Origin of the sequence: Pseudomonas sp. MMS21 TM103, assembly GCF_022132145.1 — a bacterium.
In the GTDB taxonomy this organism is placed as follows: domain Bacteria; phylum Pseudomonadota; class Gammaproteobacteria; order Pseudomonadales; family Pseudomonadaceae; genus Aquipseudomonas.
Genome location: NZ_JAJISP010000002.1, coordinates 651,084 through 666,223 on the forward strand (window position 1 = coordinate 651,084; position 15,140 = coordinate 666,223).

Sequence of the window (15,140 nt, forward strand, 5' to 3'; positions counted from 1 at the left end):
CGACTGAGGGCTACCTGGTCTTTGGCATTCCCAGAACGGCAATGGCACTCAGCCAGCAGCCTCAGACCGATCGGATCAGGTGATCGAAGGCGCTGAGCGATGCCTTGGCGCCCTCGCCCACGGCGATGACGATCTGCTTGTACGGCACAGTGGTCACGTCGCCGGCGGCGAAGATACCGGGTACGTTGGTGCCACCCCTGGCATCGACGATGATCTCACCGCGCGGCGACAACTCGATCACGCCTTTGAGCCAGTCGCTATTGGGCAGCAGACCGATCTGCACGAAGATGCCCTCCAGCTCGACACGGTGCAGTTCGTCAGTGTGGCGATCCTTGTAAACCAATGCATTGACCTTCTGCCCATCGCCCAGCACTTCGCTGGTCAGCGCGCTCTTGATGATGGTCACGTTCGCCAGACTGTTGAGCTTGTTCTGCAGTACCGCATCGGCACGCAACTGGCTGTCGAACTCGATCAGGGTGACGTGGGCGACGATGCCAGCCAGGTCGATGGCGGCTTCCACACCGGAGTTGCCACCCCCGATCACCGCCACCCGCTTGCCCTTGAACAAAGGACCATCGCAATGCGGGCAGTAGGCCACGCCCTTGCCACGGTAGGCCTGCTCGCCGGGCACGTTCATCTCCCTCCAGCGCGCGCCAGTGGCCAAAATCAGGGTCTTGGCTTTCAGTGACGCTCCGCTGTCGAACCTGACTTCATGCAGGCCGCCGGCCTGCCCTGCCGGAATGATGGCACTGGCACGCTGCAGATTCATGATATCGACTTCGTACTGCTTGACGTGCTCTTCCAGAGCGCGGGCCAGCTTCGGCCCATCGGTTTCCTGTACCGAGATGAAGTTCTCGATGGCCATGGTATCCAGCACCTGGCCGCCGAAACGTTCGGCCGCCACGCCGGTACGGATGCCTTTGCGCGCGGCATAGATAGCCGCAGCAGCGCCAGCCGGTCCACCACCGACCACCAGCACGTCGAAGGCCGCCTTGGCATTGAGCTTGTCGGCATCACGGGCACCGGCATTGGTGTCGATCTTGGCGATGATTTCTTCCACCCCCATGCGGCCCTGGCCGAACAGCTCGCCGTTGAGGTAGAGGCTCGGTACCGACATGACCTGCCGCGCCTCGACCTCTGCCTGGAATAGCGCGCCGTCGATGGCGACGTGGCGGATATTGGGGTTGAGCACGGCCATCAGGTTCAGCGCCTGGACCACGTCCGGGCAGTTCTGGCAGGACAGCGAATAGTAGGTTTCGAAATTGAATTCGCCGTCGATGCCCTTGATCTGCTCGATCACATCGGCTGCGATCTTGGATGGATGGCCACCGACCTGCAGCAACGCCAGCACCAGCGAGGTGAATTCGTGACCCATGGGAATACCGGCAAAGCGCAGGCCGATGTCCGCCGCTGGGCGATTAAGCGAGAACGACGGCGTGCGACTGTCGCGGCCATCGGTCTTGAGGGTAATCTTGTCGGTCAGGCTGACGATGTCTTGCAGCAGGCCGAGCAATTCGCGGGATTTGTCACTGTCATCGAGGGACGCGACGATCTCCAACGGCTGGGTGACCTTCTCGAGGTAGGTCTTCAACTGGGCTTTCAGATTGGCGTCCAACATGGCGAAATGTCCTCAATGACGAAATTCGGGCAATAAAATGCCCGGGCGGATCGCGCCCAGGCATCGGGCGCCTTTAGAAACCGGTGGGCTTCATGAGGCGTGAATAAAATGGAATGGAGAGTGTCGCGAGCGACGGCAGTGCAAGGCGAAGTCAGGCGAGGACGCGGAGTGTACTTAAGCACATGACAAGTCCGAGCCTGACTTCAACGCAGCAATGCCTAGCGCAGCAGCTCTACAGCCATTTTTAGATCTTGCCAACCAGATCAAGCGAAGGAGCCAGAGTGGCCTCACCTTCCTTCCACTTGGCCGGGCAGACTTCGCCCGGGTGAGCGGCAGTGTACTGAGCAGCTTTCAGCTTGCGCAGGGTTTCGGATACGTCGCGGGCGATTTCGTTGGAGTGGATTTCCACGGTCTTGATCATGCCTTGCGGGTTGATCAGGAAGGTGCCGCGCAGCGCCAGGCCTTCTTCGGCGATGTGTACACCGAAAGCGTTGGTCAGGGCGTGGGTCGGGTCGCCGATCAGCGGGAACTGAGCCTTGCCCACAGCAGGGGAAGTCTCGTGCCAGACTTTGTGCGAGAAGTGGGTGTCGGTGGTGACGATATAGATTTCGGTACCGGCATCACGGAACGCGGCGTAGTTATTGGCAGCGTCTTCGATCTCAGTCGGGCAGTTGAAGGTAAAGGCTGCCGGCATGAAGATCAGCACAGACCACTGACCCTGCAGCGACTGCTCGGTGACTTCGATGAACTTGCCGTTGTGGAAAGCGTTGGCCTTGAAAGGTTGAACCTGGGTGTTAATGAGGGACATCTGTCATTCCTTGTGAGGGTTGAAAATCTACTGGGGGGGCATGTTAGCCACTTCAGTGCAGAAAGCTTATTGATTGCCGCCATGGTTTCGATTGATTAAGCCAATCGATACCCGGCTTCACGCCAGGGTCGGGTCTATCACCAGCACCAGTTTGCCGTTGACCCGGTTGCTCGCCAGTTCGGCAAAGGCCGTTTGCGCGTCCTCGATCGGGAAACTGCGCTCCAGCTGCGGCTTGAGCCGGCCTTCGGCAAACAGCGGCCACACCTGATGCTGCAGATCGTGCAGAAGATCGGCCTTGAACTGATCATCGCGACTGCGCAGGGTCGAACCGATGAGATGAATGCGCTTACCCAGCAGTAACCCCATATCCAGTTCGGCCTTGCGCCCGCCCATCAGACCTATATTCACCCAGCGACCATCGAGCGCCAGCAACTCCAGGTTGAGCGCGGCGTAGTTGCCGCCAACAGGATCGAGGATCACATCGAAGGGGGCGAAATCGCGTATGGCCTGCAGGCTGTCATCGCCACGCAACACACCCGCCTGGGCACCCAAGGCTTCGCAATAGGCCAGGCGCTCGGCAGAACCGACGCTGACCCAACACGGACTGCCAAACGCCTTGCACAACTGGATCGCCGCCGACCCCACACCGCTGGCCCCCGCATGCAACAGGACCTTTTCGCCAGGTTTCAAGCCAGCCAACTGGAACAGGTTGAGCCAGGCCGTGGCATACACCTCGGGCAAGGCAGCCGCCTCTTGCAGCGAGACACCCTCAGGCACTGGCAAGGCATGCCGTGCATCGATCACCACGTCCTCAGCCATGCCGCCGCCGCTGAGCAACGCGCACACCCGATCACCAACCTTCCAGTCACTGCCGGCCCCAACCTCGCTCACTACACCGGCGCATTCCAGACCCAATATATCGCTGGCACCCGGCGGCGGTGGATACAGACCGGCACATTGCAGCAGGTCGGCCCTGTTCAGTCCGGCTGCCGCCACTCGAATACGAATCTGCCCTACATCACAGGCCGGGGTGGGCTGCTTCGCCCATTCCACGCGCCCGTCAACGCCTTGCAATGCCTTCACGCTGCCTCCATAGTGCATTTGAACCGAGCCCGACGTTTAACGTCGGTCTATTGCTTTGCGCCGATGGAACTTGGCGCCCTGAATGATGGCCTAATATGCGTTATCAATTGTCCCTACGTCGAGTAAGCATGAAGCGACCACTGCTTAGCACCCTCCTTGCCCTTAGCCTTGGCTTAAGTGCTTTGCCGTTGTCTGCGAAAACCACCAGTGCCGATCCGTGGGAATACTTGCAGCCAAACCGCGAGCAGGTCATCGCCAGCCTCAATGTTGTAGAACTGCTCAACCGGCACCACTACAACAAGCCACCGCTCAACGATGAGCGCTCGGTGAAAATCTACGAGTCTTACCTGAAGATGCTCGACCCCTCGCGCAGTTACTTCACTGCGGGTGATATCGCCGAGTTCGACCAGTGGCGCAACCAGTTCGACGACCTGCTGAAAAGCGGAAATCTGGAGCCGGGATTTCACATCTACAAGCGCCAACTGGAGCGTATGCAAAGCCGCTTGCAGTTTGCCCTGAACATACTCGAACAAGGTGTCGACAAGATTGACTTCAGCAGCGATGAAAGCCTGCTGATCGACCGCGAAAAAGCCCCTTGGGCCAAGAATATAGGCGAGCTGGACGAGCTATGGCGCAAACGCGTCAAAGACGAAGTGCTGCGCCTGAAAATCGCCGGCAAGGAACCCAAGGCGATTCAGAAACTGCTGATCAAGCGCTACAAGAGTCAGCAGGCGCGCCTGCGCCAGACTCGCGGCGAGGATATCTTCCAGGCCTACGTCAATGCATTTGCCATGTCCTACGACCCGCATACCTCCTATCTCTCCCCCGAGAGTGCGGAGAACTTCGACATCAACATGAGCCTGTCGCTGGAAGGCATTGGCGCGGTACTGCAAAGCGACAACGAGCATGTCAAAATCGTTCGCCTGGTGCCCGCAGGCCCGGCCGACAAGAGCAAGCAGATTGCACCGGCAGACAAGATCATCGGCGTGGCCCAGGGCAACGACGAGATGGTCGACGTGATCGGCTGGCGCCTGGACGAAGTGGTCAAGCTGATCCGCGGACCGAAAGGCTCGCTGGTGCGCCTGGAAGTGATTCCGGCGAGCAACGCACCGAATGACGAAACCAGCAAGGTCGTCAACATCACCCGCGAAGCAGTCAAGCTGGAAGAGCAAGCCGCGAAGAAATCCGTGCTGCAGCTCAATCACAATGGACGCGATTACAAGCTGGGCATCATTGATGTTCCCGCGTTCTATCTGGACTTCAAGGCCTTCCGTGCCGGTGATCCGAACTACACGAGCACTACCCGTGACGTCAAACGCCTGATCACCGAACTGGAGCAGGAAAAGGTCGACGGCGTGGTCATCGACTTGCGCAACAACGGCGGCGGCTCGCTGCAAGAAGCAACCGAACTGACCGGGCTGTTTATCGACCAGGGTCCAACCGTACTGGTGCGCAACAGCGACGGCCGGGTCGATGTGCTGGCCGATGAAGATACCGGTATCTTCTACAAAGGCCCCCTGGCCGTACTGGTCAATCGCCTGTCCGCCTCGGCGTCGGAGATTTTCGCCGGCGCCATGCAGGACTATCACCGCGCCCTGATCCTCGGCGGCCAGACCTTCGGTAAAGGCACAGTACAGACCATTCAGCCGCTCAACCATGGCGAGCTCAAGCTGACCCTAGCCAAGTTTTACCGCGTTTCCGGGCAAAGCACCCAGCATCAGGGGGTGATCCCGGACATCCAGTACCCCGACGTAATGAACACCAAGGAAATTGGTGAAAGTGCCCTGCCCGAGGCATTGCCGTGGGACAGCATCAAGGCAGCAATGACCCCAAAATCGGACCCGATCATGCCCTTCCTGAAGGAACTGCAGACTCGCTACGATAGCCGCACGGCAAAGAACCCCGACTTCACCTTCACCCGCGAACGCCTTGCTCTGGCGCAGAAGCTCATGGATGAAACCAGCGTGAGCCTCAACGAAAGCAAACGCCGCGCGCAACAGACTGATATAGAAGCGCAGCAGCTGGCAATCGAAAACAACCGCCGCAAAGCCAAGGGTGAAACCCTGCTCAGCGAGTTGAAGACAGAAGACGAAGACGCTACGCCGGTCGAGCCTGAAAAAACCAAACCGGAAGATGATGCCTTCCTTGCCGAAAGCGGGCATATCTTGCTCGACTACCTGGGGTTGAGTTCGAGCCTGGCCAAACAGTAAGCGCTAGCCGCTTACGGTTGTCATCAAAGGGTCATCAATCTGTCGTGAAATGCAGGGGCTGATAGCGATATCAGCCCCTTCGCTTTTCTGCATATCGAGACCCGCCATGACCGCCACCGAGCAACTGAGCGCGCTGGACCATATTCTCGCTCACGGCGACCTGCATAGCTTGTTCCAGCCGATCGTCAGCCTTTCCGAACGCCGCATCCTCGGTTACGAAGCCCTGACTCGCGGCCCGTCCAACAGCCCTTTGCATTCGCCGATCAATCTGTTCGCCGTGGCACGCAATGCCGGGCGACTGGGCGAACTGGAGGTGGCCTGTCGCAAAAATGCCTGCCGGCGCTTCAGCGAACTGCAACTGCCGGGCAAGCTGTTTCTCAACGTATCACCGGATTCGCTGTTGGAGCCCGGCCATCAACCCGGCCGCACCCTGCAACTGCTGCAGGCCTATGGCATCCCCCCCAGCCAAGTGGTAATTGAGCTGACCGAGCAGTCTCCCACCGATGACTTCACCCTACTCGATACCGCCCTGCACCATTACCGCGCCATGGGCTTTTCGATTGCCCTGGACGACCTTGGTACTGGCTACTCGAGCCTGCGCCTGTGGTCAGAACTGCGCCCTGAATACGTGAAAATAGACCGCCACTTCATCGATGGCATTCATCAGGATGCGGTCAAACGCGAGTTCGTCGGTTCGATCCTGAAGATGGCCAAGGCGTCACGCGCCCAGGTGATTGCCGAAGGGATCGAGTTGGAAGAAGAACTCGTGGTGCTGGCCGAGATGGGCATCGACCTGCTGCAAGGCTATTTGCTCTGTCGCCCTCAAGAACAACCGCCACGTGACGCACACACGCTCTTACCGAAGTACAACGGCAATGCCCTTGTCTTGAGCGAGGAAGGCAGCAACCTCAGCGCCCTGCTCAACGCACAGCCGGCAGTGGCTCAGCACACACCGATTGCCGAGGTGCTGGAAGCCTTTCGCGCCCAGGCCAACCTCAACTCCCTGGCCGTTGTCGATGAGCATGGACAACCGGTCGGCATCGTCAACCGCCATGCGCTTTCCGAAGCACTGCTCAGGCCCTTCGCCGCCGACCTGTTCGCCCGCAAACCGATCAGCCGCCTGATGAGCAATGATTTCCTTGTCGTCGAACTGAAGCAATCACTGCAGAAAGTCAGCCGCCTGCTTACCAGCCGTGCCCGCCAGCGCATCGAGGAAGACTTCATCATCACCCAGGACGGCAGTTACCGAGGGCTGGGGCGGGTAATCGATGTGCTCAAGTTGATCACCGAGCTGAAAATCCAGCAGGCACGATACGCCAACCCGCTGACCTTGCTGCCGGGCAATGTACCGATCCAGCAATGCCTGACCCGCTTGCTGCAACAAGCCCGAGAAACGGTGATCTGTTATGTGGATATCGACAACTTCAAGCCGTTCAACGACCTTTACGGCTACGCCAAAGGCGATGAAGTATTGCTAAGCCTGGCGCAATGCTTGAGCGAGCGGGTGGACCCTGCCCGCGATTTTGTCGGCCATATTGGCGGTGACGACTTCCTGCTGGTACTCGGTTCGCACGATTGGCGAGCCCGCCTGAATCGCCTGCTGGAAGACTTTCAGAGTCAATGCCGACGCTTCTACAGCGACGAGCACCTGCAAGCTGGTTGCCTGATCGCCCACACCCGGCAGGGCCAGCGCCAGGAATTTGCGTTGCTCTCCCTGTCATTGGGCGTGGTGCATCTGCGCCCGGAACAATGCGCACAACTGGACGCCAGCCAGCTCGCCGGCCTGGCCTCGGAAGCCAAGCGCCACGCCAAGGCGGTGCCCGGCTACAGCCTGCATATCATCGATACGCACAAGCTGTCGGCGTAAGCTAATCAGCCTCAGGGTTTAAATTCTTATCAGGGTATAGAAAAGCTGAAGGAGCCAGCTTGTTGTGACCCGGCGATCCTGAGGCGTCCTGGGACTTCGATCGCCTGATCGCCGATCACCGCAGACGCAATAGCAAAGCGGGTAGCGTTGCGCCTCCCGCATGACCCGCCCCTCCCCGCTACAATCCCAGCTCTTGGGCCCTCTGGACAAAGCGCGCCGCCTGCTCGGCGTCGGCCGGCAAGCCCGGATGACCCTCGCGATATAGGTCGGCCAAGCGCTGAGCCGCCAAGGCATGACCCGCAGCTGCCGCCAGCGTCCACCAGCGCACGCTTTCGAGAACATCGGGAGCTTGCCGGGTGTTGCCCGCCAGGCTCAGCACGCCGAGCTGATAGGCGGCCTTGGCATCGCCACCAGAGGCAGCCAGGCGCAACAGACGCACGCCTTCGTCACGGGCGGCAAAGCCCTGCCCACGAAACAGCAGGATATGCCCGTAGAAGCTCTGCGCGGCCACGTCACCGAGGCTGGCCATGCGCGCGAACTGACCTTCCAGCCAGCGCCAGCCACGTGGCTGCTTGACCAACCACGACCAGTGGAAAAGTCGCCGGGCCACGACATAGCCTATTCGTGCACGCAGACGCCACAGCACTCAGAGCCCCTCGGAGTAATCGAACTCGAACACTCGCACCACTTCGGACGCATGCCAGGAGGCAGCAGCTACACCATCCGAAGCACCGTTAAAGCGGCCAAGACGAATCACGCAGTCGAAGAACCCGGTTCGCGGCAGCCGGCTGGCGCCCTGACTGATCACCAAGGCGCTACGCAGCGGCCGTTCGGCACGGGCATCCAGGGCCGCCAGATGCTCTAACGCAGCAGTGAGCGTTTGCATCGCCGGGGTAGGCAAGGCCAAACGCTCGACCAATGCTCTATAGGTCAGCAGATGACGCTGACGTCGAGCATCTTCCAACTCATCGAGCAAAGCCTGCCAATGCTGACGACTGATACTTACGCTCAAAGCTTCTCCTCCCAGCCTGCGACACCGAGCGCCCAGGCCAAGGCCCGCTTGATAGCGGCATCTGGCTGGCGCTCGGCGCTTTCGATCATGCCCAGATAATGCGGACTGATCCCCACCGAGCGCGCCAACTCTTGCAGCGTCAAGCCCTTTTCTTCACGTAAACGCGTCAATTCGCTCAGCGCCGGCTTGACTGCATCCGCAGCCGCCTGCGGCACTTGCGCAGCCTGACCCGCAGCCTGCAACAAGGCCAGGTAATCTGCCCAGGGCAGTACCGCATATTCAGGCTCGCCATCACGTTTGATTACTTGCACTTTCATTCTCGACTCTCCGTGGAAAGCAGTACCGACAGCCTCAGCACCTTCCTTGCAGTTGACTATGTTAACAGCCCGAAACTCTAAAGGGCGTGACCTATACTGCCTTGAGACTATAAGGGCAGTGTCCCGGGGGTATTTTGAGAGCGCTGGCGATTCTTCTGCTGGGCTGCTGGAGTGCCATGAGCGATGCAGAAGCATTGCGCTGGGGCTTTTCTCCAGCCGACGACATGCCTTATGTCGAGGTCCGCAATCATCAATTACTTGGTGGATTCACCCACCAGCTTGGCAGCAGGGTCGGCCAACGCCTGAACCTCGAGCTGCAGTTCGTCGAGACCCCGAACAGGCGCATTGAAGAGTTCATTCAGCGCGGACGCATTCATCTGATCTGCAACGCCAACCCGGAATGGGTGGCCGAACCACAGCGCTATCGCTGGTCACCCAAACTTTACCAGGAGGAGGACGTACTCCTACTGCATGACCGACAGGCGCCTGTGACCGGATTGCATGATCTGTACGGCAAATTCCTCGGCACTCAACTCGGTTACATCTACAGCCTGCCGCTGATGGAGGCTTTCGCGCGTGGACTGGTGATTCGCCAGAATGTCCGCGACCTCGACAGCGGACTGTACCTGCTGAGCAAGCAACGCCTGGATGCGCTGATCGACATGCGCCGCCCCCTGACTTACAAGCTGGCCCAACGCCCAGAGCTGCCCCTGCACTTCAGTGACTGGGTGGTACAGCGCTACGACCTGTATTGCATCTATGGCCAACACCTGCCGATCGGTACCGAGCGGCTGAATGAGGTGCTGCTGGAACTGCGTGACTCGGGCGCGATCGCGCAGATGCTCGATGGCACCTCCGTCCCGCCTCCTCAGTAGCCCATCACGGCTTCGGCTTATCCAACGCCAGGCTTTGCTCATCGGGCAAGCGCTCGATAACCTCGAGCGCCTCTGGCGCCTGGGCATCTCGCCAGGCACGATATGCCGCCAACTCATCGCTCCAGGTGCGCAGCACCCAGGCCAGTACGGCCAGATCATCGATAAAGCCGACCATCGGCAACCAATCCGGTAGCGCATCCAGTGGCGTGACGAAATACAGCAACGCAGCGACCACCGCCAATAACGCCTGAGAACTGATCGCTCGATACTCACCTCGCCACCAAGCCATGCAGAGACCTTGAAGAAGTCTCAAATCATCTTTCAAGGCACTCAAGCGCCGGCCTGGCTTGCCACTCTTGCGTGCCACTGCCAGCAGCAAAGCAGGCAAGCGCCCACGACGTAAAAAAGCCGGTGCCAAGCGCAGGTAACTGGAAAAATTCCACGGCTGTTTCATTGGGATTCCTCGTCAACCCGCATGCTTGCTGGGCTGGCTTGGGTTATCCACTAAAGCTGTGGATAACCTTGTGAACAGTTTCCAGATGGACCGACCAAACGCCCGCCCCACAGGGCCTCGCTACAGATCGGACATTTTTTACTCAGCTCATTAAATTGTTTTAAATCAACAACTTGAAATTTGCAAAGAGTTTTGCAAGAAGCGCAAGATCAGCTCGCGCATCAGCCGGGGAAAATGTGCATAACCGTGGCGCCCGAATTCCAATGAAGCTATTTTTCGACCCACCAGTCACTCTAGGTCGCACTTTGTAATCGGCAAAAACGACAACGCCCCGTCATACGGGGCGCTGCCTGCAACACTGACGGCCTGCCGAACTCTGGACTATCCGAGACTCGACAAACGCCTAGCGCTTACTGCTCGGCACTGGCGGCCTTGATTGCCAGCAGCTCCAACTCGAACACCAACACCGAGTTGGCCGGGATCGCCGGAGTCGGGCTTTGCTCGCCGTATGCCAGCTCACTCGGGATATAGAGCTTGTACTTCTCGCCGACATGCATCAGCTGCAAGCCTTCGACCCAACCTGGAATCACGCCGCTGACAGGCAGCTCGATCGGGGTACCGCGCTCGATAGAGCTGTCGAACACGCTGCCATCGGTCAACTTGCCTTCATAGTGCACGCTCACCACATCAGTGGCTTTCGGCTGATCGCCTTCGGCTTTTTTCAGCACTTCGTACTGCAAACCGGACTCGGTGGTGACCACGCCTTCACGCTTGCCATTCTCTTCGAGGAACTTCTTGCCAGCCTTGGCCGACTCCTCGTTCATGGTAGCCATGCGTTCTTCGGCACGTTTCTGCAGGAACGCAAAAGCCTCGACCAGCTCGTCGTCTTTCAGGCGCTGCTCTTTCTTGCCGATGGCATCTTCGATGCCTTGAGCCACAGCTTTCGAATCGAGGTCATCCATACCTTCCTGTGCCAGGCTCTTGCCCATGTTCAGGCCGATACCGTAGGAGGCCTTTTGTGCCGGGGTCTCCAACTCTGGATTGGTTTGCGAATCACAACCCGCGAGAACCAGGCCTGCCAGAGCGACCGCCGCCGCTAAACGATACTGTTTCATGCTTATTCCTTGTTCGGTGCGCCCTAGGGCAATCGAGTGAAGGCGCGAGCTTAGCAGGCTGCCGCAATCACTGGCTACCAGGATACGAACGAGGAAATGCGTATAAGTTCAAGTGTTTAGGCGAAATTCGACAGGAATGAAGCGAGTCTTGCGGAAGGGGCATAGCAGAGATGGAGCGAGGTAAAAAATGGCGCAGCGGACGGGACTCGAACCCGCGACCCCCGGCGTGACAGGCCGGTATTCTAACCGACTGAACTACCGCTGCGCGTAACTTCAAAAACGAGTTGGTGGGTGATGACGGGATCGAACCGCCGACCCGCTGCTTGTAAGGCAGCTGCTCTCCCAGCTGAGCTAATCACCCTTCACTCTCGAAGTGGGCCGCATTCTAGACAGCCGACCCCACCTTGGCAAGCACTGATTTAAAAATTTTTTATCGACGTGCCAAAGGCTTAGCGCAGGCTTGGCCTGAGGCGCCAAGGGGAGAATAATGCGCGCTTTGCGTTAATGGAGAGTCACCCCCTCATGTGGTTTCGTAACCTGCTGGTTTATCGCCTCACCCAAAACGTCCCCTTCGATGTCGAGGCACTTGAAGCCGCACTGGCTGCCAAACCGGCGCGCCCCTGTGCCAGCCAGGAGCTGACCACCTATGGCTTCGTCGCCCCCTTCGGCAAAGGCGGCGATGCACCCCTGGTGCATGCCAGCGGCGACTTTCTGCTGATCGCGGCACGCAAGGAAGAACGCATCCTGCCGGGCAGCGTGGTGCGCGATGCCTTGAAGGAAAAAGTCGACGAGATCGAAGCCGAACAGATGCGCAAGGTCTACAAGAAGGAACGTGACCAGCTCAAGGACGACATCGTGCAGACCTTCCTGCCGCGCGCCTTTATCCGCAAGTCGGCGACCTTCGCCGCCATCGCACCCAAGCAAGGCCTGATCCTGGTCGACGCCTCCAGCCCGAAACGTGCGGAAGACCTGCTCTCCACCCTGCGTGAAGCCATCGGCTCGCTTCCGGTGCGCCCCTTGACGGTGAAGATTGCCCCCAGCGCCACCATGACCGAGTGGGTCAAGACACAGAAAGCCGCCGACGACTTCCACGTACTCGACGAGTGCGAACTGCGCGACACCCACGAAGATGGTGGCGTGGTGCGCTGCAAACGTCAGGACCTGACCGGCGATGAAATCCAGCTGCACATGACCTCCGGCAAACAGGTCACTCAACTGTCCCTGGCCTGGCAGGACAAGCTGTCGTTCATGCTCGACGACAAGCTGGTGGTCAAGCGCCTGCGCTTCGAAGACCTGCTGCAGGATCAGGCGGAGCAGGATGGCGGCGATGACGCCCTCGGCCAACAGGACGCCAGCTTCACCCTGATGATGCTGACCTTCGTCGACTTCCTCCCCGCGCTGTTCGAGGCCCTGGGCGGCGAAGAGACGCCACAGGGTATCTAAGGGGAATTGTCCGAGAGCAGACTGCCAACCGGCCGGCCGGACTCGCTCAATCTGCGCCGCGCCAGTTGTCTGCAGGTTTCATGCTGAAGCCCCGCTGAGCGCCCGGGCAATCCGGGAGCGCCTCCCGGAATGCGCCGGGACCAGCAGCTCGGCCCTGGTCCCGGATGCCATCCGGGACCTGACATGGGTCGCTGCAGCTCAGAGTCGGGAACCAGCGTGTAATCACACCTGCAACAAGCGCTCACGCAGTTTGTGGATCTCATCACGCACCTGCGCGGCGGCCTCGAACTCCAGATCCCGGGCCATCTGGTACATTTTCTCTTCCAGTTGCCGAATGCGCTTGGCAATTTCGCTCGGCGAACGTAGCTCGTTCTCGTAACGCGCACTTTCTTCCGCCGCCTGGGCCATGCCCTTGCGCTTCTTGCTACGCGAACCCGGCACCGTGGCGCCTTCGAGAATATCCTGGACATCCTTAAACACGCCCTTGGGGATGATGCCATTGGCCGTGTTGAAGGCGATCTGCTTGTTGCGCCGCCGCTCGGTTTCGCCGATGGCGCGCTCCATCGAGCCGGTCATGCGGTCGGCATAGAGGATCGCCCGCCCATTGAGATTACGCGCCGCGCGGCCGATGGTCTGGATCAGCGAGCGCTCACTGCGCAGGAAGCCCTCCTTATCCGCATCGAGAATCGCCACCAGCGAGACTTCCGGCATGTCCAGGCCTTCGCGCAGCAGGTTGATACCGACCAGCACGTCGAAAGCACCGATGCGCAAGTCACGAATGATTTCGACCCGCTCCACCGTATCGATGTCGGAATGCAGGTAGCGCACCTTGGCGCCATGATCGGCCAGGTAGTCAGTCAAATCCTCGGCCATGCGCTTGGTCAGCGTGGTGACCAGCACCCGCTCGCCCAGAGCCACACGCTTGTGAATTTCCGAGAGCAGGTCGTCGACCTGGGTCAGCGCCGGACGCACCTCGATCTGCGGATCGACCAGGCCGGTCGGCCGCACCACTTGCTCGATCACCCGCCCGGCATGCTCGGCCTCGTAGTTGCCCGGGGTAGCCGAGACGAAGATAGTCTGCGGGCTGGCCGCCTCCCACTCCTCGAAACGCATCGGCCGGTTATCCAGCGCCGAGGGCAGGCGAAAGCCATACTCAACCAGCGTTTCCTTGCGCGAGCGGTCACCCTTGTACATGGCGCCGACCTGCGGCACCGAGACGTGGGACTCGTCGATCACCAGCAGCGCCTCGTCCGGCAGGTAGTCGTAAAGGGTCGGTGGCGGCTCACCCGGCCCGCGCCCAGAGAGGTAGCGTGAGTAGTTTTCGATGCCGTTGCAGTAGCCCAGCTCGAGAATCATCTCCAGGTCGAAACGGGTGCGCTGCTCCAGACGTTGCGCCTCGACCAACTTGTTGTTGCTGCGCAGGTAGTCCAGGCGTTCAGCCAGTTCAACCTTGATCTTGTCCACCGCCTCCAGCAGCACCTCGCGCGGGGTGACGTAGTGGCTCTTGGGGTAGAAGGTGAAACGCGGCAACTTGCGGATCACCTCGCCGGTCAGCGGATCGAACGCTGACAGGCTCTCCACCTCGTCATCGAACAGCTCGACGCGCACGGCCTCCAGCTCCGACTCCGCCGGAAACACATCGATCACGTCGCCGCGCACTCGAAAGCTGGCACGGGCAAAATCCATATCGTTGCGCGTGTACTGCAAATCAGCCAGGCGGCGCAGCAGCTCACGCTGATCCAGCTTGTCGCCGCGATCGACGTGCAGCACCATCTTCAGATAGGACTCGGGGCTACCCAGACCGTAGATACACGACACCGTGGTGACGATGATCGCATCCGGTCGTTCCAGCAGCGCCTTGGTCGCCGACAGGCGCATCTGCTCGATGTGATCGTTGATCGAGGCATCCTTCTCGATAAAGGTGTCCGAGGAAGGCACGTAGGCTTCCGGCTGGTAGTAGTCGTAATAGGAAACGAAATACTCCACCGCGTTGTTCGGGAAGAAACTCTTGAACTCCCCATACAGCTGAGCGGCCAGGGTCTTGTTTGGCGCCAGAATCAAAGTTGGACGCTGGATCTGCGCAATCACATTGGCGATGCTGAAGGTCTTGCCCGAGCCAGTCACGCCGAGCAGGGTCTGGTGCGACAAACCCGCCTCAATGCCTTCCACCATCTGCCGAATGGCCTCCGGCTGATCGCCGGCAGGCTGGAAACGGGTGACCAGTTGGAACTTGGACATGACTAACCTCGACGAACGACTGTGACGCGATCTGAAAGCGTACGTCAAAACAGTTGAAATGCGTGTACCCGCTGTCGCGACGCACGTTATGGGTCGTTAT

General features: G+C 59.6%; 13 protein-coding genes and 2 tRNA genes. 4 read left to right on the top strand and 11 right to left on the bottom strand.

The features are described 5' to 3' along the window. Positions 1-61 precede the first annotated feature (61 nt). The 3 genes from ahpF to LJY18_RS10025 all read right to left on the bottom strand — a co-directional run bounded on the left by ahpF (position 62) and on the right by LJY18_RS10025 (position 3,509). Positions 62-1,618: an alkyl hydroperoxide reductase subunit F gene (ahpF, locus tag LJY18_RS10015; RefSeq protein ID WP_238041654.1), complete on the bottom strand. Its 1,557-nt coding sequence runs from the start codon at positions 1,616-1,618 to the stop codon at positions 62-64. 244 nt (positions 1,619-1,862) lie between these two features. Then, complete coding sequence (ahpC, locus tag LJY18_RS10020; RefSeq protein WP_238041655.1) at positions 1,863-2,426, bottom strand: alkyl hydroperoxide reductase subunit C; 564 nt, start codon at positions 2,424-2,426, stop codon at positions 1,863-1,865. A 117-nt stretch (positions 2,427-2,543) separates the two neighbouring features. Continuing rightward, positions 2,544-3,509: an NAD(P)H-quinone oxidoreductase gene (locus LJY18_RS10025; RefSeq protein ID WP_238041656.1), complete on the bottom strand. Its 966-nt coding sequence runs from the start codon at positions 3,507-3,509 to the stop codon at positions 2,544-2,546. A 128-nt stretch (positions 3,510-3,637) separates the two neighbouring features. On the opposite strand from LJY18_RS10025, the gene LJY18_RS10030 reads away from it, so the two are divergent. Both LJY18_RS10030 and LJY18_RS10035 read left to right on the top strand, forming a co-directional pair. Beyond that, complete coding sequence (locus LJY18_RS10030) at positions 3,638-5,719, top strand: carboxy terminal-processing peptidase (RefSeq protein ID WP_238041657.1); 2,082 nt, start codon at positions 3,638-3,640, stop codon at positions 5,717-5,719. Positions 5,720-5,825: 106 nt separating this feature from the next. After that, positions 5,826-7,586, top strand: a complete 1,761-nt coding sequence (locus LJY18_RS10035; RefSeq protein WP_238041658.1) for a bifunctional diguanylate cyclase/phosphodiesterase — start codon at positions 5,826-5,828, stop codon at positions 7,584-7,586. A 178-nt stretch (positions 7,587-7,764) separates the two neighbouring features. Here the strand turns inward: LJY18_RS10035 and LJY18_RS10040 are convergent, their stop codons facing one another. From LJY18_RS10040 to LJY18_RS10050, 3 genes are read right to left on the bottom strand one after another with little or no spacing between them, the layout of a single operon-like run. Next, the gene (locus LJY18_RS10040) at positions 7,765-8,232 is read right to left on the bottom strand and encodes a sel1 repeat family protein (protein WP_238041659.1); all 468 of its coding nucleotides are present in this window, start codon (positions 8,230-8,232) and stop codon (positions 7,765-7,767) included. Beyond that, positions 8,233-8,598, bottom strand: a complete 366-nt coding sequence (locus LJY18_RS10045) for a hypothetical protein (RefSeq protein ID WP_238041660.1) — start codon at positions 8,596-8,598, stop codon at positions 8,233-8,235. After that, positions 8,595-8,915, bottom strand: coding sequence for a helix-turn-helix domain-containing protein (locus LJY18_RS10050; RefSeq protein ID WP_238041661.1), 321 nt, complete (start codon positions 8,913-8,915; stop codon positions 8,595-8,597). Before LJY18_RS10050 ends, LJY18_RS10045 begins: the two co-directional genes overlap by 4 nt. Before the next feature lie 176 nt (positions 8,916-9,091). Between LJY18_RS10050 and LJY18_RS10055 the strand changes: the two genes are divergently transcribed. Then, on the top strand, positions 9,092-9,790 hold the full coding sequence (locus LJY18_RS10055) for a substrate-binding periplasmic protein (RefSeq protein ID WP_238041662.1): 699 nt from the start codon (positions 9,092-9,094) through the stop codon (positions 9,788-9,790). A 4-nt stretch (positions 9,791-9,794) separates the two neighbouring features. Here LJY18_RS10055 and LJY18_RS10060 read toward each other — a convergent pair whose 3' ends face one another. The 4 genes from LJY18_RS10060 to LJY18_RS10075 form a co-directional block, all read right to left on the bottom strand. Beyond that, positions 9,795-10,244 carry a YkvA family protein gene (locus LJY18_RS10060; protein ID WP_238041663.1) on the bottom strand — a complete coding sequence of 150 codons (450 nt, stop codon included), beginning with the start codon at positions 10,242-10,244 and terminating at the stop codon, positions 9,795-9,797. A gap of 410 nt (positions 10,245-10,654) precedes the next feature. Further along, complete coding sequence (locus LJY18_RS10065; protein WP_238041664.1) at positions 10,655-11,359, bottom strand: FKBP-type peptidyl-prolyl cis-trans isomerase; 705 nt, start codon at positions 11,357-11,359, stop codon at positions 10,655-10,657. A gap of 188 nt (positions 11,360-11,547) precedes the next feature. Next, positions 11,548-11,624: transfer RNA gene (locus LJY18_RS10070), tRNA-Asp, on the bottom strand. A gap of 20 nt (positions 11,625-11,644) precedes the next feature. Beyond that, positions 11,645-11,720, bottom strand: a tRNA-Val gene (locus tag LJY18_RS10075). Positions 11,721-11,881: 161 nt separating this feature from the next. Here LJY18_RS10075 and rdgC point away from each other — a divergent pair. Continuing rightward, positions 11,882-12,802 carry a recombination-associated protein RdgC gene (gene rdgC / locus LJY18_RS10080; protein ID WP_238041665.1) on the top strand — a complete coding sequence of 307 codons (921 nt, stop codon included), beginning with the start codon at positions 11,882-11,884 and terminating at the stop codon, positions 12,800-12,802. A 222-nt stretch (positions 12,803-13,024) separates the two neighbouring features. On the opposite strand, the gene uvrB is transcribed toward rdgC, so the two are convergent. Continuing rightward, positions 13,025-15,040 (bottom strand): excinuclease ABC subunit UvrB, encoded by a 2,016-nt coding sequence (gene uvrB, locus LJY18_RS10085; RefSeq protein WP_238041666.1) that lies wholly within the window; start codon positions 15,038-15,040, stop codon positions 13,025-13,027. Between the last annotated feature and the right edge of the window lie 100 nt (positions 15,041-15,140).

Bases quoted from the DNA above. Each gene is read 5' to 3' on its own strand.
- ahpF (WP_238041654.1), bottom strand. From the start codon at position 1,618: ATGTTGGACGCCAATCTGAAAGCCCAGTTGAAGACCTACCTCGAGAAG.
- ahpC (WP_238041655.1), bottom strand. From the start codon at position 2,426: ATGTCCCTCATTAACACCCAGGTTCAACCTTTCAAGGCCAACGCTTTC.
- LJY18_RS10030 (WP_238041657.1), top strand. From the start codon at position 3,638: ATGAAGCGACCACTGCTTAGCACCCTCCTTGCCCTTAGCCTTGGCTTA.
- LJY18_RS10035 (WP_238041658.1), top strand. From the start codon at position 5,826: ATGACCGCCACCGAGCAACTGAGCGCGCTGGACCATATTCTCGCTCAC.
- LJY18_RS10050 (WP_238041661.1), bottom strand. From the start codon at position 8,915: ATGAAAGTGCAAGTAATCAAACGTGATGGCGAGCCTGAATATGCGGTA.
- LJY18_RS10055 (WP_238041662.1), top strand. From the start codon at position 9,092: ATGAGCGATGCAGAAGCATTGCGCTGGGGCTTTTCTCCAGCCGACGAC.
- LJY18_RS10060 (WP_238041663.1), bottom strand. From the start codon at position 10,244: ATGAAACAGCCGTGGAATTTTTCCAGTTACCTGCGCTTGGCACCGGCT.
- LJY18_RS10065 (WP_238041664.1), bottom strand. From the start codon at position 11,359: ATGAAACAGTATCGTTTAGCGGCGGCGGTCGCTCTGGCAGGCCTGGTT.
- rdgC (WP_238041665.1), top strand. From the start codon at position 11,882: ATGTGGTTTCGTAACCTGCTGGTTTATCGCCTCACCCAAAACGTCCCC.
- uvrB (WP_238041666.1), bottom strand. From the start codon at position 15,040: ATGTCCAAGTTCCAACTGGTCACCCGTTTCCAGCCTGCCGGCGATCAG.